The sequence below is a fragment of the Nostoc sp. JL34 genome (assembly GCF_017114945.1).
GTDB lineage: Bacteria > Cyanobacteriota > Cyanobacteriia > Cyanobacteriales > Nostocaceae > Nostoc.
Window position 1 is genome coordinate 38230 of the sequence record NZ_JABXKQ010000057.1, and the last position, 26547, is coordinate 64776.

22 protein-coding genes and 1 pseudogene are annotated in these 26547 nt (G+C 41.7%); 16 read left to right on the top strand and 7 right to left on the bottom strand.

The genetic code is table 11. The features are described from left to right. The first annotated feature begins 73 nt into the window (after positions 1-73). From HWQ44_RS12220 to HWQ44_RS12235, 4 genes are read left to right on the top strand one after another with little or no spacing between them, the layout of a single operon-like run. Positions 74-952 (top strand): STAS domain-containing protein, encoded by an 879-nt coding sequence (locus HWQ44_RS12220; protein ID WP_292718810.1) that lies wholly within the window; start codon positions 74-76, stop codon positions 950-952. A 13-nt stretch (positions 953-965) separates the two neighbouring features. Further along, entirely contained in the window at positions 966-1379 is a 414-nt protein-coding gene (locus tag HWQ44_RS12225) for an STAS domain-containing protein (RefSeq protein ID WP_292718812.1), read from the top strand. Continuing rightward, positions 1318-1764, top strand: coding sequence for an anti-sigma regulatory factor (locus tag HWQ44_RS12230; protein WP_292718814.1), 447 nt, complete (start codon positions 1318-1320; stop codon positions 1762-1764). The genes HWQ44_RS12225 and HWQ44_RS12230 overlap by 62 nt, the downstream gene beginning before the upstream one ends. Position 1765: 1 nt before the next feature. Beyond that, positions 1766-2773: an ATP-binding SpoIIE family protein phosphatase gene (locus HWQ44_RS12235; protein ID WP_292718816.1), complete on the top strand. Its 1008-nt coding sequence runs from the start codon at positions 1766-1768 to the stop codon at positions 2771-2773. Between the two features lie 83 nt (positions 2774-2856). On the opposite strand, the gene HWQ44_RS12240 is transcribed toward HWQ44_RS12235, so the two are convergent. Continuing rightward, positions 2857-3228, bottom strand: coding sequence for a four helix bundle protein (locus tag HWQ44_RS12240; protein ID WP_292718818.1), 372 nt, complete (start codon positions 3226-3228; stop codon positions 2857-2859). A gap of 148 nt (positions 3229-3376) precedes the next feature. Here HWQ44_RS12240 and HWQ44_RS12245 point away from each other — a divergent pair, with 148 nt between their 5' ends. Both HWQ44_RS12245 and HWQ44_RS12250 read left to right on the top strand, forming a co-directional pair. After that, positions 3377-5527 (top strand): ATP-binding protein, encoded by a 2151-nt coding sequence (locus tag HWQ44_RS12245; protein ID WP_292718820.1) that lies wholly within the window; start codon positions 3377-3379, stop codon positions 5525-5527. After that, positions 5520-7493 carry a response regulator gene (locus HWQ44_RS12250; protein WP_292718822.1) on the top strand — a complete coding sequence of 658 codons (1974 nt, stop codon included), beginning with the start codon at positions 5520-5522 and terminating at the stop codon, positions 7491-7493. Before HWQ44_RS12245 ends, HWQ44_RS12250 begins: the two co-directional genes overlap by 8 nt. 46 nt (positions 7494-7539) lie before the next feature. On the opposite strand, the gene HWQ44_RS12255 is transcribed toward HWQ44_RS12250, so the two are convergent. From HWQ44_RS12255 to HWQ44_RS12265, 3 genes are all read right to left on the bottom strand, one after another. Continuing rightward, positions 7540-7929 (bottom strand): DUF1634 domain-containing protein, encoded by a 390-nt coding sequence (locus HWQ44_RS12255; RefSeq protein ID WP_292718824.1) that lies wholly within the window; start codon positions 7927-7929, stop codon positions 7540-7542. Between the two features lies 1 nt (position 7930). After that, positions 7931-8767, bottom strand: a complete 837-nt coding sequence (locus tag HWQ44_RS12260; RefSeq protein ID WP_292718826.1) for a sulfite exporter TauE/SafE family protein — start codon at positions 8765-8767, stop codon at positions 7931-7933. A gap of 234 nt (positions 8768-9001) precedes the next feature. Next, entirely contained in the window at positions 9002-11200 is a 2199-nt protein-coding gene (locus HWQ44_RS12265) for a recombinase family protein (protein WP_292718828.1), read from the bottom strand. 78 nt (positions 11201-11278) lie between these two features. On the opposite strand from HWQ44_RS12265, the gene HWQ44_RS12270 reads away from it, so the two are divergent. Beyond that, a complete protein-coding gene (locus tag HWQ44_RS12270; RefSeq protein WP_292718830.1) occupies positions 11279-12634 on the top strand; it encodes a proton extrusion protein PcxA in 1356 nt (451 codons plus the stop codon). Positions 12635-13183: 549 nt separating this feature from the next. Here HWQ44_RS12270 and HWQ44_RS12275 read toward each other — a convergent pair. Next, positions 13184-13359: pseudogene (locus HWQ44_RS12275) on the bottom strand (IS4 family transposase); the annotation flags it as partial. A 702-nt stretch (positions 13360-14061) separates the two neighbouring features. Between HWQ44_RS12275 and HWQ44_RS12280 the strand changes: the two are divergent. Continuing rightward, the gene (locus tag HWQ44_RS12280; RefSeq protein ID WP_292718832.1) at positions 14062-15330 is read left to right on the top strand and encodes an MltA domain-containing protein; all 1269 of its coding nucleotides are present in this window, start codon (positions 14062-14064) and stop codon (positions 15328-15330) included. A 124-nt stretch (positions 15331-15454) separates the two neighbouring features. Here HWQ44_RS12280 and HWQ44_RS12285 read toward each other — a convergent pair whose 3' ends face one another. Both HWQ44_RS12285 and HWQ44_RS12290 read right to left on the bottom strand, forming a co-directional pair. After that, on the bottom strand, positions 15455-15688 hold the full coding sequence (locus tag HWQ44_RS12285) for a DUF3134 domain-containing protein (RefSeq protein WP_196514950.1): 234 nt from the start codon (positions 15686-15688) through the stop codon (positions 15455-15457). 203 nt (positions 15689-15891) lie between these two features. Continuing rightward, the gene (locus HWQ44_RS12290) at positions 15892-16320 is read right to left on the bottom strand and encodes a hypothetical protein (protein ID WP_292718836.1); all 429 of its coding nucleotides are present in this window, start codon (positions 16318-16320) and stop codon (positions 15892-15894) included. A 999-nt stretch (positions 16321-17319) separates the two neighbouring features. Between HWQ44_RS12290 and HWQ44_RS12295 the strand changes: the two genes are divergently transcribed. From HWQ44_RS12295 to HWQ44_RS12330, 8 genes are all read left to right on the top strand, one after another. After that, the gene (locus tag HWQ44_RS12295; RefSeq protein ID WP_292718838.1) at positions 17320-17931 is read left to right on the top strand and encodes a hypothetical protein; all 612 of its coding nucleotides are present in this window, start codon (positions 17320-17322) and stop codon (positions 17929-17931) included. A gap of 14 nt (positions 17932-17945) precedes the next feature. Further along, a complete protein-coding gene (locus HWQ44_RS12300) occupies positions 17946-18317 on the top strand; it encodes a hypothetical protein (RefSeq protein ID WP_292718840.1) in 372 nt (123 codons plus the stop codon). Continuing rightward, positions 18271-21018, top strand: coding sequence for a hypothetical protein (locus HWQ44_RS12305; RefSeq protein WP_292718842.1), 2748 nt, complete (start codon positions 18271-18273; stop codon positions 21016-21018). The genes HWQ44_RS12300 and HWQ44_RS12305 overlap by 47 nt, the downstream gene beginning before the upstream one ends. Positions 21019-21172: 154 nt before the next feature. Continuing rightward, the gene (locus HWQ44_RS12310; protein ID WP_292718844.1) at positions 21173-21991 is read left to right on the top strand and encodes a hypothetical protein; all 819 of its coding nucleotides are present in this window, start codon (positions 21173-21175) and stop codon (positions 21989-21991) included. Positions 21992-22145: 154 nt separating this feature from the next. After that, complete coding sequence (locus HWQ44_RS12315) at positions 22146-23195, top strand: hypothetical protein (RefSeq protein WP_292718845.1); 1050 nt, start codon at positions 22146-22148, stop codon at positions 23193-23195. 109 nt (positions 23196-23304) lie between these two features. Beyond that, on the top strand, positions 23305-24129 hold the full coding sequence (locus HWQ44_RS12320; RefSeq protein WP_292718847.1) for a hypothetical protein: 825 nt from the start codon (positions 23305-23307) through the stop codon (positions 24127-24129). 50 nt (positions 24130-24179) lie between these two features. After that, on the top strand, positions 24180-24884 hold the full coding sequence (locus tag HWQ44_RS12325) for a hypothetical protein (protein WP_292718849.1): 705 nt from the start codon (positions 24180-24182) through the stop codon (positions 24882-24884). Beyond that, on the top strand, positions 24881-26485 hold the full coding sequence (locus HWQ44_RS12330; RefSeq protein ID WP_292718851.1) for a TrbI/VirB10 family protein: 1605 nt from the start codon (positions 24881-24883) through the stop codon (positions 26483-26485). The genes HWQ44_RS12325 and HWQ44_RS12330 overlap by 4 nt, the downstream gene beginning before the upstream one ends. Positions 26486-26547: the final 62 nt, after the last annotated feature.

A 26547-nucleotide genomic window follows, 5' to 3' on the forward strand; every position in this document is an offset into this window, starting at 1 on the left:
TGTAATCAAAAAAATCGCTCTCCAACTTTAGCTTTCAGCTTGGGCTGAATCGTCATACACTGATTTTGAACTAATGAAAGCGGTTGCCCTCAAAGAAACGATGAGCGAAAGTAAGATATCAGAGATATTAGAAACCTTCGAGGCAGACTTGCTGTCGGAGTGGACTCAAGAACTAGCCACTGTGAATATTCGGAGAGGCTTGATTAAAGAAGGACAGCTAAAGGAGGAGTGCCGGGAATTCCTTAGTTTGTTTCGGATTGCCGTTGGGCGAGGCAACTTTACCAATATTCAGGCAGCGGCGTGGCAAGATATGCGAGAGATGCTCAACAGCATTTCTCGATCGCGATCGCAAAATGGTTTCACACCGTCAGAAACGGCTACATTCGTCTTTTCGTTCAAGCAACCCCTCTTCAAACGAATGCGTCAGCAATTGCAAGACCCCATTGAGTTGGGTGAAAATATCTGGTTAGCCACAAACTTACTGGATCAGCTAGGATTGCTGACAATTGAAGTCTATCAAAAGGCGCGGGAAGAGGTGATTTTGCGGCAGCAGGAAGAGTTGATGGAGCTGTCTACCCCAGTGGTTAAACTCTGGGAGGGAATTTTGGCATTGCCGATAATCGGCACCCTGGATAGTGCCCGGACTCAAATGATGATGGAGTCGTTATTGCAGAAGATTGTCGAAACCAGTTCCGAAGTTGCCATTATTGACATTACCGGGGTTCCCACTGTCGATACCCTGACTGCTCAACATCTGCTCAAGACTGTTACCGCCGCCCGTCTTATGGGAGCTGATTGTATGATCAGTGGCATTCGCCCTCAAATTGCCCAAACGATCGTTTATCTCGGCATTGATTTGACAAATGTAGTCACAAAAGCAACCTTAGCCGATGCCTTTCTCACGGCGCTAAAACGGTTGGGAACGACCATTACCCGCTCTCAATCAAAATAGGGGGAAGGAAGCAATGGAAAGTATTCCTATACTTAAAATGGGCAATTTTCTACTTGTGACGATCCAGGTAGATATGCACGATCGCCTCGCCATGACGCTACAGGAAGACCTGACAAACCGCATCACTCAAACCCACGCTCACGGTGTCCTGATCGATATTTCAGGATTAGAGATTGTTGATTCCTTCATTGGGAGGATTTTAGCCAACATTGCCAGAATGTCACGGGTGCTAGATGCTGAGACAGTTGTCGTCGGGATGCAGCCTGCCGTAGCAATCACCCTAGTGGAATTGGGGATGTCGCTGACAGGGATTCGCACTGCCCTAAACGTCGAAAAGGGTATGGCATTGTTGCGATCGTCACTCAATGAAACCACAAATCAAATTACTGCCACTAAATGGCGTGCAGATGACGATGCAGAAGACTGAAACGATTGACATTCAATCTTCTACAGATGTAGTTTTAGTTCGGCAGTCTGTGCGCCATCTGGCCGTGGAAATTGGCTTTGGCTTAGTAGACCAAACTAAAATTGTGACCGCCGCCAGTGAGTTAGCCCGCAATACCCTAGACTACGGGGGGGGCGGCACAGTCAAGCTAGAAATGCTTCAGGAAGGGCGACGACGAGGACTCCGGCTGATCTTTGAAGATCGGGGGCCGGGTATTCCTGATATCGATCTGGCGCTGAAGGATGGGTTCACCACAGGCAACGGCTTAGGTATGGGACTGGGTGGTGCTAAAAGACTTGCCAACGAGTTTGAGATTCAGTCCGTGGTGGGAGAAGGAACACGGATAATAATTGTACGATGGAAATAAAATGAGAGAGTCTGTCGCCGTCACAATTACTGAATCTAGCCAGACTGGAGAAGCCAGACGGGCAGCGATGGGTTTAGCAACTCGGCTCGGTTTTCAGGAAACAGAACGGGGCAAGGTTGGGATTGTGGTGACAGAAATTGCGAACAATCTGGTGCAGCACGCCCACGGCGGAGTCATGCTGCTGCGATCGCTCAAGGAAGATTCCAGAATTGGCATTGAAATCTTATCGCTAGATAAAGGACGGGGAATGGTCGATGTGGATGAGTGTTTGCAAGATGGCTTTTCCACAGCCGGAACCTTGGGCAATGGTATGGGTGCAATTCGTCGCCTTTCTGGTTTATTTGAAATTTACTCCGTTCCCAACCAAGGAACAGCGCTCTTGGCTCACCTCTGGTCAGACTCAGCACCCCATCAACCTGAGAAGATTTTAGAAATTGGAGCGATCTGTTTGCCAATACGAGGAGAAGAGGTTTCAGGAGATACCTGGGCATCGGAAGTCGATAGTTGTCGTAGCCTGTTGTTAGTAGCTGATGGTTTAGGGCATGGGCCTGCCGCGGCTTCTGCTGCTTCCGCAGCCGTGAGAATGTTTCAAGAACATCTTCATTGTTCTCCTGGTGCGATCGTCGAAGCTGCCCACGCCGCCTTGCGAAGTACCCGAGGAGCCGCACTCGCCATTGCTGAAATCGACTTTGAACAACAGTCTATCCGCTTTGCTGGCATTGGTAACATCGCTGCCAGCATTTTCTCCTTTACTGAGCACCACAATCTGGTATCTCACAATGGCACGGTCGGACATGAAATCCGCAAAATTCAAGAGTTCAGCTATCCCTGGTATGCCAATGGACTTTTAATTATGCATTCTGACGGATTAAGCGCTAAGTGGCAGATCGATCGCTATCCAGGCTTAATGCAAAAACATCCCAGCCTGATTGCAGGTGTGCTATACCGAGACTTTAACCGAGAGCGGGATGATGTGACGGTGTTAGTTGCGAAAGGAATGGGCAGTTAAGGGAGGGTGTCATCATTGGTGAACCAAATTAAATGAGTAATGAGTAATGAGTAATGAGTAATGAGTAATGAGTGGATTATTTTTTATTTTTCTTTCAATTTGTTGATTGAAGTTGTTAATATCTTAATAATTCTTTCATTCTCTTCTATCAGATTTTGAAATTTTGATTTTGACACTAACTCCGATTTTATCATTATTTTTATCCAATAAAGGGTTTCATTGGCTTCCTTTAAGGCTATATAATACTTATTGATAAAGTCTTTATTTGATTGTGCATATTTAGCTTCTGAAAAGTTTGCACCTATTGATGTCCCACTTCTTAAAAATTGTTTAAACAAGATTTTACCAGCGTCGTCAAAAGGTCTTTTATTTAGCTCAGAATAAGCTTTGATAACTCTTATGGCAAAATTTTCTGTTCTTTCTTGAATACTGACATTTGCGCTATAATTAATCATGAGTAAAAAAAGAATGTAGTAATTCAATTTTACTTTATAAGTAATGGGTATTTACTCATTACTCATTACTTATTAATAATTACTTATTACTTAAAGAACGCGAAAAATAAGTAGAAGGTTTAAGAATTTTGAATTGGAGTGAAGCGACTTGACAATTGTTTTTACGATCGCCATCCAATACGAACAGGATGTTGTGCAAGCTCGGCAACGAACTCGTGAGATCGCCGAGCAGTTGGGCTTTGATGCTCAAGATCGGGCGCGATTGGCAACGGCAGTTTCCGAAATTGCCCGCAACGCCTTTCAATATGCCCAAGGCGGTACGGTTGAATTTTCTGTGGCGGGAGAGCCGCAAGCGTTTCTGATTCGGATTCAAGATCGGGGTGGAGGCATTCCTGATTTAGCAGACGTTTTGGCCGGACGCTACACCTCTGATACGGGGGCGGGGCTAGGCATCGTGGGTACTCGGAGATTGATGGATTTCTTCGAGATTGAATCACTGCCGGAGCAAGGAACAACAGTAACAATCGGTAAAAGGTTGTCGAAGCGCACACCTACTTTCACCGATTCGCAATTGCAGCAGATTCGAGAAACCGTAATTGGGCGATCGCCTGAAAATCCCTATCAAGAAATCCAGCAGCAAAACCAGGAATTACTCCGGGCTATGGCAGAGCTACGGAAGCGCGAGGAAGAATTGAGCCAACTCAATCAGGAGTTGGAAGATACTAATCGCGGTGTGGTTGCCCTTTATGCAGAACTGGATGAAAAAGCCAGCTCCCTGCAACAGGTAAACGAGTTAAAAACCCGCTTTCTCTCGAATATGAGCCACGAGTTTCGTACACCCCTCAACTCGATTTTGTCCCTCTCTCGGATGCTGCTGGCACTGATGGATGGCGATTTGACCATCGAGCAAGAAAAGCAGGTGACATTCATCCAAAAGGCGGCAAGCGGATTATCAGAACTGGTTAACGACTTGTTGGATTTGGCAAAGGTGGAAGCTGGAAAAATTGAAGTGCATCCCAGTTCCTTTGAAGTTAGTGATTTGTTTGGCACGCTGCGGGGGATGCTGCGCCCATTATTGGTTCAAGGCTCCTCTGTAGCGCTGATTGTCGAGGAACCTGAAGGCATTCCGCCGCTCTATACCGATGAGGGGAAAGTCGCTCAAATTCTCCGAAATTTTGTCTCAAATGCCCTCAAATTTACTGAGCAGGGAGAGGTGCGCGTCACCGCTGTGCAAACGGGTCATAACGTCACTTTCTCCGTATCTGATACAGGTATCGGCATTGCTCCCACCGATCAAGAACGGATTTTTGAGGATTTTATGCAAATTGAGTCCCCTCTGCAAAAGCAGGTGAAGGGAACTGGATTAGGATTGCCGTTATCACGCAAGCTAGCGGAGCTACTCGGCGGCAGCATTTCGATGAAAAGTCAGATGGGTGAAGGCTCTACCTTTACAGCCTTGATTCCCATCGTCTACCCAAATGCCACCGAATTGACTACCGGACTGCAACCAATCGTATCAGTTGAGCCAACTCGCTTGCCCATTCTGGTGGTTGAAGATCATCCAGAAACCCTATTTATTTACGAAAAGCACCTTCAGGAATCAATCTATCAATTGATTGCTACCCGTACCTTAGCTCAGGCAAGGCTTGCCTTACAAAAACTTCGACCGGCGGCGATTATGCTAGATATTCTGCTGGAGGGGCAAAACGGCTGGACGTTCTTGCGAGAAATTAAAGGAGATGAAACAACCCGCACTATCCCTGTACTCGTTATTACCATCGTTGATAACGAGAAGCAAGCACTGGCGTTAGGAGCAAACGGTTTTCTAATTAAGCCGGTAGACAGATTGCCCCTGTTAAACAAACTTAATAGGCTAATTACTGAGAACAAGCCTCAAAAAATCTTGTTAATTGACGATGACCCCGCCTATCGGTATCTGGTGAAACAGTTGTTAATAAATACACCTTTGAACATTTTAGAAGCCACGAACGGACAGGAAGGATTAAATTTGGCACAACGAGAGCAGCCAACTGCGATCGTGCTGGACTTGGAGATGCCAGAGATCGGCGGGTTTGATGTACTCAAGCAGCTGAAGAACAATTCCGTCACTCAGTCGATTCCTGTGATTATTCACTCATCTGCCCAACTGGATGCAGAAGCGCACAGCCAGTTAGCGGCGCAAAGCATAGCCATTGTTTCCAAAGAAACAGGCTCTCAAACCACGGTGATAGCTCAACTTCAAGATGCGCTCGTCAAAGCCGGACTTGTTCTAGAGGTTTCAGGGAAAAGTCATGTCTGAGCCACGGGTTACGATCCTGCATGTTGACGATAACGAAGCCAATCGCTACGTTGTTAACCGGATTTTGCAAAATGCAGGCTTTAGTGTCCTGGAAGCGGCAACTGGAGTGACAGGCTTAGAAGCCGTTGTTAACTTTCAGCCTGACTTAGTAATTTTAGATGTCCAATTACCAGATATCAGCGGCTTTGAAGTCTGTCGCCAAATTAAAGCAAACCCGGAAACGACTTTTATCCCAGTGCTACAACTTTCTGCAAGTTTTGTCCAAAGCCAGGATAAAGCGGAAGGCTTAGATAGTGGAGCCGATGCTTATCTAGTGCAACCTGTTGAACCGATAGAACTGCTTGCTACCGTGCGATCGCTGCTGCGAATTCGCCGAGCGGAGGAAGCTGCTTTGTCCTCAGCACGAGAGTGGCAAACCACCTTTGACTCCATGAACGACGGCGTTTCTCTGGTAGACCGAGAAGGGATAATTATGCGCTGTAATCGAGCGATGATGCAGCTTTTTTGCAAGCCCTCCCACGAAATCTTAGGTTATGCCCACCACGAGCTGATGGGCGCAAAATTGGGAATCGGCGATGGCACTTGTTTTCGCCGTGCGAAAGAAACTCATCAACGGCAAATTCTCGAATTTCAGTCTCAAGAACGCTGGTTTGCCAAAACCATCGATCCAGTAATTGATGGGGATGGGACTCTCACAGGTGCCGTTTTCATCCTGTCTGATATCACCGAACGGAAGCGAGCAGAAGCCTTGCTGCAAGAGCAAAACGATCGCCTCAATCAACTAATGATTTCTTTGCAGCAACAAACTGAACAAGCGCAGCAAGCCAACCGCATCAAAGATGAGTTTTTGGCAGTGCTGTCTCATGAATTGCGATCACCCTTGAATCCAATTCTGGGTTGGGCAAGAATTCTACAAAAGAATCACCAGGACGCAGCCAAAACTCAGTACGCTCTCGAAACGATTGAGCGCAACGCGAAACTGCAAGCCCAACTAATCGAAGATTTACTCGATGTGTCGCGTATTCTCCAAGGGAAGTTGAGTTTAAACACAGTTCCAGTTGGTCTAACTTTTACCATCAAAGCTGCCCTTGAAACCGTGCGGCTTGCTGCTGAAGCTAAATCTATTCAGATTCAAACAATATTTGAACCGAACGTTGGACAAGTATTGGGTGATTCTAGTCGCTTGCAACAAGTTGTTTGGAATCTACTTTCTAACGCAATTAAATTTACCTCACAGGGTGGTCGAGTAGAGGTACGGTTAGAAACAATCAAGGATGAAGTAGATACTCATTCTGCGGAATACACTCAAATCACTGTCAGCGACACTGGTAGGGGGATCTCTGGTGACTTTTTGCCCTACGTTTTTGACTACTTTCGCCAAGCCGATGGGACAACGACGCGAAAATTTGGCGGGTTGGGGTTAGGATTAGCGATCGTGCGTCATTTGGTTGAATTGCACGGCGGAACTGTTCAAGCAGACAGTCCCGGAGAAGGGCAAGGAGCAGTATTTACAGTCAAACTTCCACCGATCGCTGCTTCAAAATTGAATCAAGTTAATACAGCCGATCGCGATCGCTCAGATTTAAATCTCAATGGATTGCAAGCGCTGCTTGTAGATGATGACAGAGATTCGCGGGAGTTTATTGCCTTCGTGCTAGAACAGTACGGGGCACAAGTGACTGAAGCAGACTCAGCACATGATGCTCTGAACAATTTGATGCAAACAAAATTTGATTTGTTAATTAGTGATATTGGTATGCCTGATATGGATGGCTACACCCTAATTCGTCAAATTAGAAAGCAGTCACCCGATCGGGGCGGAGAAATTCCAGCGATCGCCCTAACTGCTTATGCGGGAGAAATCGATCGACAACAAGCACTAACTGCCGGATTTCAACAACATATTTCTAAACCAATTGAGCTAGAAGTATTAATACAGGCTATTTTGACGATAGTAAAGGTCTAGAAACCTGAATTTTAAGGTTTTTGGCACTAACTGAAACTATATCAATTTATAAATATCCGCCAATCAGACCATATAACAATCCAAACAGTACAATCAGAGTCACAATAATATAGGTAAAATCTTGTTGTTGCAAGTATGTGAATAGCGAACAGGCGACTCTCACAACTGGAGTAGCAATCAATACTAATAGTCCTAGTTGAATAATGCCACGGCGACGACCAGATTCAACAGATATCACTACCCCTGATGGACTACGAAACTCTGGTAACTCTCCCCGAAAAAACTGATAATTGGGAGCCTCATTTCCGTGGCGAATTAAATACAAAATTCCCCCCAGCAAAACTAAAATGGTGGCAAGAATGACCCCAATTCTTAACAGATTGCCGAGAAATTGTTCAAAGCGTTGTTCAGATTTATTACGCCTGCTTTTCGCCATTCTAAAGCCTCCCCGTTAAACCTTTGTAAATCATTTCCACCGCTAGCACCAAAATTACAACGCTGAAAATATTTCGCAAAAGCTCCACTCTGGCTCTGACTAATACCCGCGCTCCTAATAAAGCACCAAATAGTACTCCTAACATCACAGGCATTGCTAATCCGGGATCGATGTAACCCCGATTCAGATATATGCCAGCGCTAGCCGCAGCTGTCACCCCAATCATGAAATTGCTAGTAGTGGTTGACACTTTAAAGGGAATATACATTATTTTATCCATTGCTAGCACCTTGAGCGCTCCCGAACCAATACCAAGCAATCCTGAAAGTATACCAGCGACAAACATCAATCCAAATCCAAAGGGGACACCGCCCACGTTATAAGCCTGTTCTCCCGTGGGAGTTGGATAAGTACTGTTCAGATGAAGACGAATTGCTAGGGAATTTGGCGACAAATTGTTGAGGTGTTCGGGTTGGCTCTGACGGGATAAGTATGCCGAATAAAGTAAAACGATTCCAAACACAACAGCAAGCGCTCCCGTGGAAATTTTCGCTGCTACAATTGCCCCAAATATTGCACCAAATGTTGTTGCTACTTCTAGGAACATTTCCAGCCGCACATTTGTATATCCTTCTTTAACGTAAGCAGATGCGGCTCCACTAGATGTAGCAATTACAGATACTAATGAAGCACCGATCGCATAACGAATATCAACCCCAAACACCAATGTTAAAAAGGGGACAATTACGACTCCACCACCTAACCCAGTTAGTGCCCCCAAAAATCCGGCAACAAATGAGCCGAACCATACCAATAGAGAAAATTCTAGGATGTTCAAATTGCTTCCCCCGCCACAAACTTTTTTGCTTGAGACAAGAAAGCGAAACTCAACCTGATTGCTGCTTGGTTGATTTCACCCCCGAATATTCTAGGAAGTTTCGCTAATATAAACAAATATTTTTGTTTGTTTAATTGATAATTAAAAGTGATTAATAAGTCATAAGCTTTTTGGTAGAGAAATTGGCTGTAGCCCTACTTAATCATTCGTGAATAAAGAAAACCCCAATTTATATTAAGAAGCCGGATTTCTGAGCTTCTCAGTAGATTCAGAAATAACGGTTACACAGGCATTCACTAAGGGTAACAACGGCCCTATTTGCTCTTGTCCATTCACTGCTAAATCGCTGTGACACAAATAAACTCTCTCGGACACACGAGATAGTAAATCTGTCAAAATCCTTTGCAGTCGTTTTTCTTCTGCCAATTTTTCATCTTCTGCTGTCCAAGGTTCGCCTAACCTATCTCGCAGGAAAAACGGCGCACCGAACAAAGTTGCTGCACCACCTTTCGCCCACAGGGGTGAACCAGCATCTAGCCAAAAATGCCAACGGTGCGATCGCCTACTAGATCGATATTGAAATATAGTTGCTAGTGTGACAGCCTTTCTCGCTCCACCAATGGGACGCACAGGGTAAGGGTTGGCGGTAATCGTACCACGTCGCAGTAGTTGAATGAATTCAATAATAGTTGTGTGAGGCGTTGTTTCAACTGGGGCAATTTGTCGTAATCTGGTGTCAATTTCCCAGTAGTGTTGGGCAGTTTCTAATAATTCCCGCAATGCTGCTAGTTGTTCGTAGGGGAGATTGCTCCCATTCCACAAAAAACGCTGAATTGCTCTGTCCAAGAGAGAAATAGGACTAGGAATTAACCGCAATTCTTGTTGCGATCGCTGCTGTTCTAACCACTGTAATATCTCATTATAGGCTGTAGTCGCTGCATAGCCGATTCTATCCCAGCGCTCGAAGGCTGACACTGGTAGCAAATTAGGGCGATCGGGATGGGGGACAAAGCAGTAATCTGCAATCAAACCAGCCCGTACCGGATCAATATTAGTAGAGACGCGATGAATCGCGTCTGTAGAGTTTTCTGGTAGTTGTTGTTTCCTGCTCAATACAACCAGCATTTCTGCGACAGCATCCCGATCTACGAGGCGTCCCAAGCCAGGATAAACTAGTGCCAGCATGGTGAGTAAGGCGCGAATGATCGGTGAACTAATTAGGGGACGTTGGTCATTCAGTGATTCTACTGGGATATTTTGTTTAACGAGGATTTCTACTAGAGTATAACGAGCGATCGCATCTAAACCTGGTGCAATAATCGCCACTTCTTCCGGTTCCACTTGCTGCGATTGAATGGCATTAGCAATTACTTCGGCTGTTTGTCGCAATAGTTGGGCACGGGAGGTGGTTTGAATTGAACGCACAATCTCAGGTAAGCTCAACAGTACCATCGGTTCTGTGACTAATTCCACCATCTGTTTAGTAAGTTGCTCACTCAGGGACTCTGGAGGCGGCCCGGTTAAAATTTCTACCCGACAACGCTCTGCTAACCCTTCTAGGTAGTTGGGATCTGCTCCCAATCCCAATCGCACTGCACCGTCAGGATTGTAACTAAATGCGCCAACTGCACCTCGATCTAATAGCAACTCAAACAAAAGACGCGCTACGCTAGGATAGTCATCGACATCATCCGCTAGTACTGCCTGATAGCGTTTAGTTAGGTGCTGCTGGTAATTGCGATCGCTCAATAAATATTGACTATAGAGTTCGGTAATAATGCCATAAGTTAGTAATCCCCTCTCTAAACACCAGTTACGCCAATCTAACAGCAAACATGCCAAAAATTCCGGCTCTAAAGTCGTGGTATTTTCCCCCAGACCCCTTGCCAAAATCTGGGCAATATCTTCGCAAGGTGTACCACTATAAGCTGCTAATTGCAATAAGTCTAGGATGCGACGCACCAGGCGAGACTCATTTACTCCCGCAATTTGTAAAATTTCTTCGTCTAATTGCGGACGCCAAAGTTTGGTTGCTAACTCTTGTTCGGTTTCTGGTCGCAATCTTACCGGAAACTGTGCTTTCAGGTTCAACGAGTTAATTAGCAATGGCCAAAATAAAATAACTTCATCCTGAAAAAAACCTAGTGGCGTCTTGGCGCGAACCGGATATTTACCAAAGGTTGATGTAACAATTATATCTCCTAATTCGCGACGATTATCATCATTGGCAGCTAAGACCAAAACTCCCGGTTCTGTTTGTTTAAGATATAAAAATTCGGATACATGACTACCTTTTTTACGCCCTGACTTTTTAGTATAAAATGATTCATTATATTGGTTTTCCAATTTTACCCAATGACAAAATTGCTCTACCAAGCGAGCTGTCTTACCACTACGGCTAGTGCCAACAATCCAAACCGAATGAGAAACCACAAACTTTCTCCTTGTAGATTTGCTAATATACCTCGTGCGTTAACTTAAGGTTAAGAATCACCAAACAATGCTGGATGATTGTCTGCAATGAAAAACTCTGTTTTTGGTCAAAAAATCTATTCTTTCTTACTTGCTGCTTATCGGCGGTACTTACAGACTCCTGAACGTTCCTTACATGAGGCTTACGATGCAGCATTAAAGATTCAGGAAATAGAAGATAAGCATTTCAATGGTAATAAAATAGACATTGACTCAGCCACGTACAGTAACAGCGTGATGGATTATTTTGAGTCAGACCTCAACAAGCTATTAAAAATTGCCAGGATGCGGCTAACGGAGTTTAGAGCAAGCCGTTGGTTTCTAAATGAAGAGAATCAAAAAGCTGCCGAGAAAGCAGGTATAGAGCATCCTAGCCCTTCTTTGGTTTTGGAAAAGCTAAATTTCATCGATCAAGTTATATCCAAATACACAACAAGTTCCGATCAAACAACTTCCAAAGCTTTAGTAGTCCGACCTCCAAATCTACCAGTTAACTCTGTGATATCTGATGAGAAATCGCTGCTCGTCAATACTCCAACGTTACCACCCAAAATACCAACTCAAGACTCGGATAATAAATCAAAAATAAAGCGTAAAACCGATACAATAGGCGTTTTACCCCGCTCTATTTTAAGTACTATCAGTCGTCTCCAAGTTGAATTAGACCCTAATTCTGAACAAGAGGTAATTCAGAATTTTCGTCAGACTCAAAGAAGAACAATAATATCTATCAGGTTTATTTTACTATTAATTATTGTACCACTTTTGACGCATCAAATAGCAAAAGCTTTTGTAGTCGGCCCAATTATTGATCGCTTTAGAAGCAATGAACAAATGCAGATATTCCTCAATTCAGAAATGGAAGAGGAAGCTCTTGTAGAATTAGAAAGATTTGAAGAAAAGCTCAAGTTTGAAAATCTCATTATCAAAGCTCCTCCACTGTTGCCTGAGCAGATGGAAGCTGAAATGAAAAATAAAGCGAAAGAGCTTGCTGAAGAATTTCGTCATGAAAGCTCTGGTGCTATCAAAAATGTTTTTGCAGATATGTTTTCGGTGATTGCTTTTATCTGGCTTTTGTTAGTTAGCAAGTCTTCTATTGCTGTACTCAAAGATTTTTTTGATAATATTGTCTATGGACTTAGTGATAGTGCGAAGGCATTTATCATCATTTTGTTTACTGATATTTTTGTAGGATTCCACTCTCCTCATGGCTGGGAAGTCCTTCTAGAAGGAGTATCACGCCATTGGGGATTACCAGCAAATAGAGATTTTATCTTCTTATTTATTGCCACGTTCCCAGTGATTTTAGATACCATTTTCAAATATTGGATCTTCCGATATTTGAACCGGATATCGCCTTCTGCTGTTGCTACTTACCGTAATATGAATGAATAGGGATTGGGTGGGAAAAATTTTAGTAAAATAATTAACGGCGTTGCATATTTGCAGGATGATTTTGCTAGTTTTGTGGGATGGGCATCTTGCCATTGGTGTCAAGTTAAGCTCAAACTTCCTATGTCAATAAGCATTTAGGCTTAAAAATTCGGTTTGAAAGGGACAAAAAACGAACTTTTTCATGGACTATTAATGCTTTGTTTATTAGCATCACTCCCAGCTTGCGTATAAAAGTCAGAAAAAAGTTCACCTTTATACTTCGTTCCTAACAAAACCTATCGTTGACAAATGGGTTTTAACCTTAAGTTGACACTAATGGCATCTTGCCCGTCCCTTGTATTTCAGGGCTCTCGTGTCGCCCACCCTACAAGAATCATCCCTTGATTCAGCAACGCCCAATTAACTTACGGGAGCATTCCATTTTGGGATATATATATGCGAGCGAGACGCTCGCATATATATATGGCAACGAGCAAAATGCTCGCATTACAAAATAAATCTGCCAAATTGGGATGCATCCTAAGTTAAAGCAACAATACCTCTGCCAAATTACGAAGGTTCAACACTCGTAGAAACAGGATGAAGACGACCTAAAGCAGTAAGCTTGGCAAAATCTGGATTAATAAAATAGGCTCAGGCATTTCAGAAAGCATTTTTAAAATTTCACAGACATATCGAAAACCGCGCTAGTTAGTCTTAAGGTCAATAATGCCGGAGTGGGGATTAGGGACTTTCAACTAAAAAAATATCCCATCGCTCTGGCGAGCTGGCGTTGCAGGGGAGGAAGAATCTAACCATCGATCATCTTCGCTCCCAAAATTGCATAATTTAATTTCTGGAAATCCCTTAAGGAGACGACCTGACTTTTCACGGTAAGCCCTCAAACCTCCAAAAAGCGTGGCTTTTTCCACAGACTAATTCTCAATAGCTTTGAGTTAATGAAAAGAGCTAACAGAAAAATCAGGGCTTAGGAAATCTTTAAAATGAGCTTTTCCATATACCGTGAAAAGTCAGATATCTTCTTCTTTTGACGAAGGCATTGCCCTAAATAAACTAGCCCTTATTTAAAATTTGCGTGAATTTGCTTAAAAATATTGGTATTATGAGTATAAAAAAAGTTACATTCTTGTGAAGAGTCTCGAATGTTAAATGTTTATCGGAGAAATAAGATCGTGACAATCGTAAATGTACTAAAAAAGTTATCAATAGCTTCTCCTTTCATCCTGACAACAGCTTTAGTTATGGAGTCAGGGCTTACTACCAAATTGAGACAATTTAGTTCAAATGTACTCACGCTTGAAAAAAGTGATGGGTTTTTTTAGTCTTTTTTTATAAAGTATATAAAAACATATTAGGTCTACTGTATTTTTGGTTTTTGATTTTTGAATTTGAGTAAAGTGGGATAATCTCAAAAATTTTAAATTTTGATGAAAAAGACACTTGCTGGGTTAGGAAAGCTAAACAAATTTATCGCCATCAGCCTACCGCTGCTTCTGTCGATTTTCTTAATGCGTATGGAATCTTTGGCGTATCGGGAACTCAGTCCGCCAGAATGTCGCGTGAAAAAGTGGGATATACCAGTATCCTTTACACAAAAGCAAAAAGCACCATTAATCGAAAGACTACCAATTACTTGTTGTCAGAATGATCGTTCTTGTTTGGATGAAGTAATTTATGGCAAAATACCAGAGAAAAAGGCACTGATCGGTGCGATCGCTCGTAGTCTCCAATACCTGCAAACAGCTAATGCTGCGGCTGCTTATCAAAACTATCCGGTGGCTGGGATTACGCGCGATCGCGTCATCAAAAGCTTGCAAAGATTCCGCGAACTCCTATTAAAAACTAATTCTGCAACAGAATTACATCAAGCCATTGAGCGGGAATTTGTTCTTTACCAGTCAGTCGGTAAAGATAACCAAGGTTCCGTTTTATTCACCGCCTATTATGAGCCACTTTATGCAGCTAGTCGCGTCCCGACAACAGAATATCGCTATCCTGTTTATCGCTTACCTCCTGATTTCAACTCCTGGACTAAGCCTCATCCGACACGTGAGGAGTTAGAAGGAGCAGATGGTTTACAAAGTGCAAAAGGGAAATTGCGAGGATTAGAGTTGTTTTGGTTTCGCGATCGCCTCGAACCATATCTAACTCAAATTCAAGGTTCAGCGAAACTTCAGCTTCCCGATGGTACTCAAACCACAATCGGCTTTGCAGGTAATACTGCTTATAACTACAAAAGTATTGGGCGAGAATTAATAGATGATGGCAAATTACCGCAAGAAGGTGTAACGATGCCAATTATTCTCGATTATTTCCAAAAACATCCCCAAGAATTAAATATTTATATTCCGCGCGATCGCAGCTTTGTTTTTTTTCAAGAAAATCACGGTGAGCCAGCTCAAGGTTCGATCGATGTACCATTAACAGCAGAGCGTTCTATTGCTACAGATAAATCTCTCATGCCTCCTGGTGCTTTAGCGTTGATTCGCGCTTCCATTCCCTTCGTTAATCCTACCGGAAAAATGCAGGAGCGCATTATTAGTCGCTATGTTCTCGATCAAGATACCGGAGGTGCAATTAAAGGTGCGGGTAGAGTGGATTATTTTTTAGGTACTGGGAAAATAGCAGGTGATCGCGCTGGTGTTACAGTCAGCAATGGACAATTATTTTATCTATTACTCAAGTCTAAGAATTAAACACACTCGGATTTTAATACTAAAATTCCCGACTTTTTAGATAAGTCAGGAATTTTAGCCTTTCGGCGTCAATGAAGCACCAATTTCCAATGAATGAAACGCTTGCAGTATACGAATTACGCTACTAGGCTTCTAAATCCATTTCAGCATCGTCATCGTCATGATCGTAAGGGATGTCGTCAAGATCAATCATTTCTGAAATTTCTTCTACTTCATTTAGATACTCAGATTCTTGATGTTCACGCTCGATTAGACGACCAGTTGATTTTAGCCATTCCAAAAGAATAAACTCATTACTTGTACGAATTACAGGCGCTCGCTGGTTACGAGGTTCTTCACGCAGAGGACTTATAGGCATAAAAAAAACTCACTTTGAATTACAGTTTACCGTGCAAAAACATCAAAATTGTACATTCAGGTAAAAAGTCTTGTATTACAAGCCTTTCCTCAACAGACAAAATTATCAACTATTAAGTTTTTTATTCTCTTGTCCGTCTAGTTATTTACCATTACAATGTCTTTGCGTCAGTCCTAATCATAAATATTTAAGTGGACGCGATCTTACAAAGCACTTGGTAGCTTGGCGATAGTTTCATACATATCAGAGGGCAATGCAGACAGTCTGTTTGCTACAGCTACTGCATCAGCTAAGTTACTAAATTGACACCGGACTATATCTTGTCCATTTCCTGAAGGGAATCGCTTCCTAGCTTTGTTAGATACAGCACAAATAATCGCTAAAGCTTTGGCGAACCCATCTTTTGTCAATATTGTTTCTTGAGCAAACCCTTCAACGGGGATAAGGCAAACCTCAAACCGATAGCCAGGTCTGGGAGAAACAGCTATATCGATATATGGTTTATCTTCTTTTCTGATTCGGCGTAAATATTTGGCTGTCGAATTTGTATCATGCAAATCAGTCCCAAGGGCGTAAGTAAAGAAGCAATCTTCTGTGAGTGACTCAGGACGGGTAATTATATCCGCTGGCATAAGTTCAAATAGTATCCGTATGTTGTGTAGGTTTGTGACACACTAGACTTGTGCGTTCTTCTTAGCACATTTTTTTGACAGTTAGATGTATCAGTGTCACGGATGGGTCATAGTCTCAAAGTTAATAGAGCTAAAACCTTTAGAGATAGGAGTCTTCAAGATTTCATAAACGGAAATTTTAGTTAGGCTAACTGTGTTGGGATACATTGCCCTTATCCATACTCTGAGAAGACCTCTTTTCGGTCATTATCTTCAACCTCATTGGATAAATTAACAATATTAACTGACATCAAACACCTTCAAAATCAAAGGGTGTAGAGATTTAGATTCGGATAGGCGTCTATTCTAGTCAGTTACATGACCGAAAATATTTCTCAACTAGATCAATTATAACATAGTTGACGGTTGAACTTTTTTCAACTATTCTGACCCATAGATATTAGTCCACCAATAATAGTAACGTTGTATTGCATTGCAACTTTAGAATAACTAGATATGCCTATTAACTAGTTTGAATTTTTACCAAACACAATTCAGCCAGAGGATAAATACTTAGTGCGATCGCCTGATTTGCGAGTGTTCATCGAATAAAATTTAGCTGTATTAATTAAATTTAACTATCTCAGTAAAAAATTTGTAGTAACGATACTGCTAATCTTGCCAGATATTGCCTACACAGTCTTCTGAAGGTGAAATACAAAACTGATACTTTAGTATGCTGCCAAAAATTATCTCGCTTTTCCACTCCATCCCCCAACCTTTATTTGAGACAAAATCCCTGCTATAGAAAACTGTGGGATTAAAAACCAGGTATACTTATTTTTTAAATAAAAATTAATATATTATTAACTTAACTTAATAAGAGTCTGTATATAATGTAGAACTTTACTGCAAACTGCATAATTTCATTAAAAATGAATCTTCAATCATGTTAGATTGTAAGTAACTGTAAAATTTTAGACAACCAACACTCATAGTACACCATAGGAAAATTAGCAAATGTCTAGACAAAGTTCTCATGAGAGAAACTTTTTCAAAGCTTTAACTGGTAATGCAGTCAAAGGATCTCATAAGTTAAGACTGGGACTGAAATCCAGCCTGATTATTCTGGTTGAATCTGTACCTTTTTTGATTGCTTGTGCTGTACTTGTAAGCGTTATCAGCCTAAAAAGTCCTATCCTGCTCTTTTGTTTACTAGTTGGTAGTTTAATTGCAGTCATTACCCAACAGATTGGGCAGCAGGTAAATTTACCAAGGCGATCGCTAATATTATTACAAATTTTAGCAGCAGCGATCATTCTGAGTTTATATTGGTTAGACTGTTTTGCAGCCCCCGCACAAGCCCAGTTTTTTGGGGAAGCTGAAAAGTTTTTCAAAAAAACCTTAACAACAAACAATGCTGGTGCTAGCGACACACCAGTGAGCTTGATATTTAATGTGTTGCGGGCAATTTACTTACTTTATATTGCCATCTCCTTAGTTGGTGTGATTAATGCAGTGCGTAAAGATGAAGATTGGCAAAGCATTGCCAGAACTCCGCTATTAGTGGTTGTTGCTGTTACCATTGCTGATGTACTCACCCGCTTTGTCATAGGCGATAGCAGTAAATAATTTAGATATTTCAAATGTCTCAAGAGCGGGAACAAGAATTTCGTCCAGTCAATCAAGTTCTGGGAAGTCAACCTTCATTAGGGCCAATTCCTGCCGATCAAATTCTTCCTTGGACGGTAATCGCCTTAGCCTCCTATTTTATTATTAATGGAATTTTTGGAGGACTTTTCCAAGAAGAGTTTCAAAAATGGTTGTGGACAGTACTAATGACTGGTTGGGGAATAGGAACTTGGTGGATTTTAACTGGTGGAAGGAGTTGGAGTTTTTTAAGTAAATTTATTGGCGTTCCCGCTTGGACAAGAGGCTTTGCTCGTTATCAAAGCTTATTGGAAGTTAACCATGAAGCAAAAAATCGGAAAACAAAGCGTCGGCGTCGCCGGAAGTGAAAGTAGATTAACACCATTTGAAGATGCCTTGCACTTGGCGACGATGCTGCGTGTCGCAATGAATGGGCGTGATATTGGCGCTTACCTTTTAACTAAAGGCACTCAAAAAGATCGGTTTTGCTTTGTTTTTGGTTTTGATTGTAAGGGAATTCATACTACCTTAAGACCTGAACAAATCGATACACTTTTTAATAACATTGAAGCCGGATTAAAAGATATTCCTAGCGGTGAGAGGATGACACTGCACTTGGGTTCTTTTAGTTCAGATAAAGAACGTCAAAAAGAACTAGCTACATTAATTAGAAATGCGCCATCACGAGACATCAAATATTTGTTGATGGCAGAGAGAGCTAGAGTTCAAGAACTGACTATTTCTGGGATTCGTAAACCCAAATTTTTGCGGATTTATGTCACTTACACCATTGAATCTAACTCGCAACATGCAGATGACTGGATAGAAAAGCTTTTAGTCAAAGCTGAAGCCTGGTGGTTGAAATTCAAAGGTGATCTTTCAGAAGTAGAAAATCAACGGATCGAAACTTTGATTACAAATGCTTACAATCAGGGTTTTCTCCGCTGGGAACAAATCTTATCTAACAAAATGGGATTGGATGTCAAGCCTTTGACTGCTGATGAACTCTGGGGGGACATCTGGAAAAGATTTAATGATACGCAGCCAATAGATATTCCCCAGTTAATGACTTTAGATGAACAAGGACTGCACGAGCAAGTTAATTCAGATTTAGCTAGTACGAAATTGCTTCTAGATAATATCCACGGCACAACTTTGCTGATGGAGTCTAGTGTACCTTGTGCCGATCGCCGCTGGGTTAATGTTAACAATCGTTATATTGGCGCCCTCTCATTTCTGGAAAAACCTGGAGGTTGGCCGAATAAATCGGCTCAACTGCGCTATTTATGGGAACTGTTAGCGAGAGAAACAGTAGTAGATACAGAGATTTTTTGTGAGTTGACTGCTGCAAATCCAGCATTGGTGAAAACAACTCTGCAAAGAGTGCTGAAGCAGTCAAATATGACGACAATTTTGGCTCAAGAAAAAAGTAAAACAATTGATGTCAACGCTCAATTGAAATTGAAAAAATCGGTAGCAGCGCAAGAACAATTATTTGAAGGTGCAGTCCCGATTTATACGAGTGTCGCTATTTTAGTACATCGTCCTACTGTAGAAAAATTAGATGAGGCGACAAGATATATTGAAAACTGTTTTCAACGTCCAGCCAGGGTAATTAGAGAAACTGAATATGCCTGGAAAATTTGGCTGCAAACTCTACCGATAGTTTGGGAAGGTTTATTAGCAACACCCTTCAACCGTCGCCAGCTATATTTAACAAGTGAAGTTCCCGGATTAATGCCTTTAGTTTTAACTAAAAAAGGTGACAGACAAGGTTTTGAGTTGATTGCTGAAGAAGGCGGAACACCCATACATTTAGATTTATTTAATCAACACAAAAATTTAGCTTTGTTTGCTACAACTCGGGCTGGTAAATCCGTATTGGTATCAGGGATTTTAACTCAGGCTTTGGCGCATGGGATTCCGGTTGTAGCGTTAGATTTCCCCAAACCTGATGGGACATCTACTTTCACTGATTACACAGAGTTTATGGAGGGGAATGGGGCGTACTTTGATATTTCCAAACAATCGAATAACTTATTTGAACAGCCAGATTTGCGATCGCTAGAACCAGAACAACAGCGCGATCGCTTCAACGATTATACCGCCTTCCTTGAATCAGCGTTAATGACAATGGTTTTAGGATCATCGACTGAAAGTCAAATTTTATCGCAAACCGTGCGATCGCTGCTCAACTTAGCTTTAGAAGCCTTCTTTCGAGATGAGGGCATCAAAGAACGATATCGACAGGCGATGGCGGGAGGATTTGGCACTCTTGCTTGGCAGAAAACCCCTACCTTAAAAGATTTTCTCTATTTCTGTTCACCAGAACACTTGCAGCTAAGTTCTTTAACTGGCAGAGTCGAAGACGCCCTCAGTCAAATTCAGCTACGCTTGCGGTTTTGGCTTTCTAGCCGCGTCGGGCAAGCCATTTCTGCACCATCCAGCTTTCCTACGGATGCACAACTTTTAGTTTTTGCTTTGAGAAACCTATCAGATAGTGAAGATGCAGCCGTACTATCCTTGAGTGCCTATTCAGCCGCACTCCGACGCGCATTAAGTAGCCCAGCTTCCATATTCTTCATCGACGAAGCACCAATTTTATTTGAATTCGAGCAAATATCCGACTTAGTTGGTAGAATTTGTGCTAACGGCGCTAAAGCCGGTATCAGAGTCATCTTATCAGGACAAGATCCTGACACCATTGCTAAATCTAAAGCTGCATCGAAAATATTGCAAAACCTGACAACACGGTTGATTGGACGCATTCAGCCAGTTGCAGTAGATAGTTTTGCAGACATCTTAAAATATCCTCGCCAAGTTATTTCTCGTAATGCTTCAGAAAGCTTTTTTCCCCGCAAAGAAGGCGTTTATAGCCAATGGCTACTAGATGATAACGGTAGTTATACATTCTGCCGTTACTATCCAGGTTACGAACAATTGGCAGCAGTTGCCAATAACCCGTATGAACAAACTGCACGGAGCCAAATGATGCAACTTCATAGTAATAAATATGAAGCAATTTCTGCCTTTGCACGTCAGTTAGTGGCTAATTTACGTAGTAGTTAATCGGCTTATCTAAGCAGTTAACAGTGAGTCAAACCATTTTGGATTTTAGATTTTAGATTGACTGCAACCAATCCAAAATCTAAAATTGGCACAGTTAAAAAGCTAAGTTTTGACTCACTATATAATGTAGTCTACTTTTTTCAGGCACAGATATATGCAAAAAACTACCATTTTTACTTTTACTTTGCTATCCCTGGCAATACTACCAGCAATGGCACAAATTCAGACGGGCACATTAGGGCAGGTTTGGACTGATTTTCAATCATATTCCACAGATTTACAAAACTATCTTCAATATAATCTGAGCGACAACTTAAAGCCTGTAGAAGTACAGAGTCAAAATGCTCTGAGTAATTCCAAGGGAGAATTAAATATACCTAGTCCTGTCGAGGCAGGACAAAAGGTTCGTGATGATTTGATTCTTTATTCTTCTAATTCAGACTCTAGAGCAAGTCGTTTTGAAAATAATTCAGCAGTGCGGGGAAATTTAGTTAGTAATGAACTAAACCGTGTAATTACCCGTGGAGTAGCGGTAGGTGTTCTCGGTCGAAATGGGCAAATTCGCACAAAAGCGAAGTTAGAAAATACTGAGCAAAATCTGCAAAGGCTTGCGAATAAGACTGACGAATTAGATCGCAATAGCGATAATCTTCTCAGTACAATCGTGAGTCAAGTCAGCAAAGCAACTAATCCTGCCGATCAAGCTATTTCGACTTTAGCGCAATTGCTAGGTAATAGCCAATTACAAACTTTAAAAATTCAACAGGAACAAGTAAAAATCGGAGCTGAAACGTTTGCTCAGACATTACAAAATAATCAGTCTTTGCAATACTCTAACTTAAATTTAGCAAATATTTCTCAGCAGACAGAAGAGGCGAATCGCGCTCGGAGAGTAGAAACATCTACAGAAGCAGCGCGACTTTTACGAGCCACTTCTCAACTAGATTTGTTTGGCAGAAAAGTTAACAAGTAGGATTTTAAAATAAACAACTCTAATTTGTCATAAGGTTTTTAGAATCCTGAAAATTATGACAAACCAATAGGAAATATAAAAAACAGTTTAGTAGGGTGGGTTCCATTCTTAACGCACCCGATGCCATCTAAGAAAATAAGTCCATAAACTCAAAATGCAAGTTGCTATTAAACTAATTTTTGCCCAGGTAGGCATTGATCAGATTCTCGATAATGGTGCCGCAACTTCCCAAAGTATTGCCGAAGGTTGGGACAAACAATGGCTGGATTTATTACAAAATAACACCAGTAATAACCTGTATGGAGCGCTGACAAATCTGGGAATTTTTTTTGCGGTAGGAACCCTGTTATTTTTTATGGTACAATTCCTCAAAGACTTAATATCCTACGAATATACCCGCCCCATATCAGCTTTGATTTGGCCTTTTATTGTGGTAGTTCTCTTAAGTAACTCAGGCAATGGAAGTATACTTTCTAATCTGACTCTAGGAGTGCGGAATTTTTTAAACACTGTAAATCAGCAAGTAGTAGTATCAGCAGATGCAGATAAAATGTACCAGCAAGCACTGAATATGAGTGTTGCCGAAGAAGTCGCTGGTTCTTTGCTGCGTCCTTGCCAATCGCTAACTGGCGAACAGCAAAGTCAATGCTTTGTCAAAGCTGCCGAGAAAGTCAACGTTCTCTGGCAAAAATATAGAGATACTTATGGAAATAAAAGCTGGATAATTAGACTACAAACGAAGGTAGACAATATTCGATATGGCACTGGCATTGTATCAGAAACATCTTTTAATTCTTTGTTAGGTTCTACAGTCCAAACAAGCATCAAAAACTTTTTAGTTTCCTTGCAATATGCTTTCCAGAATTTGATAGAAGCTACTATGTTGCTGATAGCAGCTTTAGGGCCACTGGCTGTAGGTGGATCTTTACTGCCTGTAGCTGGCAAACCAATTTTTGCATGGCTAACCGGATTTTTATCTATTGGTATTGCCAAAATTTCATTCAATATTATTGCTGTGCTGACTGCCGCAGTTATTGTCAATGGGCCAGGTCAAAATGCTAATGTTGATCCAGATTTAATGTGGTTCATAATTTTTCTGGGAATTTTAGCACCAATTTTATCTTTACTTGTGGCTGCTGCTGGCAGTTTTGCAGTCTTCAGCGCTATCAGCAATACGGCTTCTTTAGTAAAGGATAGGATATAGGAAATTAAAAATTCAAAATGAATAAATCTTTTGCCAGTTTTGTAAATAGTAAGTATATGCAAATCATCATATATAATAGCTGAAGTTTTTTGCAGGAGGAGGTGAGGAAATGGTGCGTTTACTAGAAAAAAGACAAAAGACAGGAAGTGCTTTGACATTTTTTGCGATCGCTACCTTCAGTTTACATATATTAGTTTTATTTTTATTCATATTACAAGGGCTAAATATTCGCCAACTCAGTCTGAGAAAAGCTCCCAACTTTGTGCAATTAATCGATGGAAAACCAGTAGCTAATATTGATGATTTAGCAAGAGAACCAGAAGCAATTCGCAGATTCATCAGCAAAACGATGATATCAATGTTTAGCTGGTCTGGAATCTTACCACCACAAACTATTGAAGAAGTTGCAAGCCCCAAAGCAGATTTAGGAATTCTGATTAACACACCTCAAGGTGGTAGTAAAAAGATTAGTACTAGCAGTTGGGTAGCTAGCTTTGCCTTATCAGAAGACTTTCGCAAAGGTTTCTTAAGCACAGTTGCAGAAATGACACCACCAGAAGTTTTCTCTGAAAATCCTAGCCAAGCGATGACATCACAATTAGTAATTAAGCGGGTTTATCCGCCAAAAGAAATTGCACCAGGTAAGTGGCGAGTGGGTATGGTAGCCGACTTAATTCAAAGAAACCGAGTTGGTGGTGCAAAACTGATAATTCCTTTTAATAAAGATTTCCTTGTCCGGGCAGCAGATTATTTCGCTAATCCCCAAGGCAACGATGGCACAGACTTGCAAAAAGCAATATATAGTGTCCGCGCAGATAGACTAGAAATTTATGAAATTCGTAACTTATGTTTGCTAGATGAGTACAACAACCTGAACCAAGATAAATCAAAACAATGCGGAACTGGACAAACATCAGATAGATTTATCAGATAATCGATTTCTAATTCACTTGAAGATAGTTCAATTTATATAATCAATTATTAATGCAATTACTCAAACCAGAAAATAAGAAAAATAATCCCTTACCACTGTTGGCAGTAGGAACACTTGGTTTACATCTATTCACCTTGCTGTTACTAATATTTCATGGGTCTATGTTACAACAGTTAGGTCGGCAACTCACACCTCAAAGTTTAGTGCAACTTGTTGATGGTCGCACTATAACCGTAGATCCCCAACCAAATTTAGAACGACAACCAGAGGCTATTCGGCGCTTTGTGGGTGAAACTATGAGCTTAATGCTTACCTGGTCACAGCAACAGCCGCCAACCCAAGTCTGGGAAATTACCTCCCAACTGGTAGCTGATGATTTTAAACAAAAACTTAAGTCAGAACTGACTAATTTAAATCCAGATAGCCAATTTGAAAATGTTAACAGAGGAGCAGAGAATGTATTAGTAATCCAAAAAATTTCCCAACCTACAAAAATAGGTAATGGAAAGTGGAAAGTAGAGATGCTTGCCAATCAATTAGTTTTTAGCAGTTATGATAAGTTGGGAAAATCAGTTTCCTTTAATAAACAAATTTTAGTTAGAGCGATAGATGAACCAGCAACTTCACTACCAAATGCAGCACTACCATCGCACTTCGCAGCTTACCGCCTTGGTGAAGCCAGACTAGAAATTTATAATGTCTGTGAAATCCAAGATAAAAATTGTTCTGGAAATCCCAACCAAGCTTTACCATGACTCGATACTCAATTCCTGCCCAAACACCTCCCCAAAATGGATTTACTCTAACCACCGACGATCGCCAACGAGAATTAGAATCTTTAGATTGGGAATCACGGATGTCAAGGTTGGTTGGCTTTGAAGAAGAATCTTCTTCTACCGATACCCAAGAATCAGAAGACTCAGCAATGCCGCCAGAGTCGCTATCTCTTCCACGAGAAGTTCAGACTAAGCAAGCACTCTCATCTAATCCCTTTGCAAAGTTGGGCTTGGTAGGGGCTGCTACCTTAGCGATCGTTTTGATAGGTGGTGTGTTTTTGTCGCAGTTAATGAGTACCAGCAGTCAAAAGCCAAAAAATATTGTTTCTCAACCAGTGCGATCGCAGCCTACTGATGAATCTACATCTCAAAAGCTAGAAGCTGAAGTAGATACTCTCAAAACTAAATTAGCCCTGACTGAACAAGCACAGATGGTGAAAGCTGCCCAACAACAGCTTAGAATTGCCAAATCAACGCCTACAGTAGCCTTACAACAACCGTTAGTTAGACAGAAAGTGATCCCAACACCCCCACCAACAGCTTACATACCTCGGACAGTGACAGTTGAACGCATCGTTAAAGTACCTGCTTATCAACCACCTTTGCCATCACCCCAGCTACCAGTTTTGAAGCCAAACACTCAACCGGTAGTTAATATAACTCCACCATCTCCACCAAGCCCACTAGAAGAGTGGACAAGATTAGCAAAGTTAGGTAGCTATGGTCAAGTAAATGTCACCGATCAACCTAATAACATTGCAGCTGCTTCTGAACCTGTAAACAATACGCCGCAGCCACAACAGACACCAAACCCCAATCCTGAGCAAAGCCCAACTCCACAACAGGAGACTCCTGCTCCTGTGGTCAGCCAAGCGCAACCGCAGAGACAGAAATCTGTAGCAGTTGGCACTAGTGCTAAAGCTGTGTTGGCGACAGCAATATTTGGGGAAACTACTAGGTCAAACGGTGGCGGGGAGACAAGCCAAGAGAAGAACGTCTTTGTGATCCGATTGCAAGAACCACTAAAATCTACAGATGGTGCGATCGCTTTACCTGCCAATACCGAATTTCTAGCTGAAATTCGTTCCCTCTCCGAACAAGGTCTTTTGCAGATGAACGTAGTTAAAGTTATCTCGCAAAATGATGGTAACTCTACAGAACAAAGCTTACCCAACAATGCAATTATTCTTCGCGCTACCCAAGGTAAACCTTTAATCGCAAATAAATTTCCCAGTCAAAGTTCGTCTATAGCATCAATGGATGCAGGACTATTCATTTTGGGAGGTATTGGTAAAGCAGCAGAGTTAATAAATCGTTCTGATACCGAACTTCAACCACTTATTTCCACAGTTACCAACGCCGATGGCTCTATCAGCAGCTCCAGCCAAACTACTACTGTCACTAAGAACAGACGCGACATCCCAGCTGGGATTGTGGAAGGTGGTTTGAATTCTGTAGTACCCCAAATTGCCCAACGTAATCAACAGGCGATCGCCCAAATGTCACAACAAACTAATGTTTGGTTTTTACCAGCAGGCACAAAAATTGAAGTATATGTTAATCAAGTAACCCAGTTTTAGGAGGTAGGATTTATCCCAATTTTATATTTTGGATTGGGTAATGGTAATTGCTAATTAGCTTT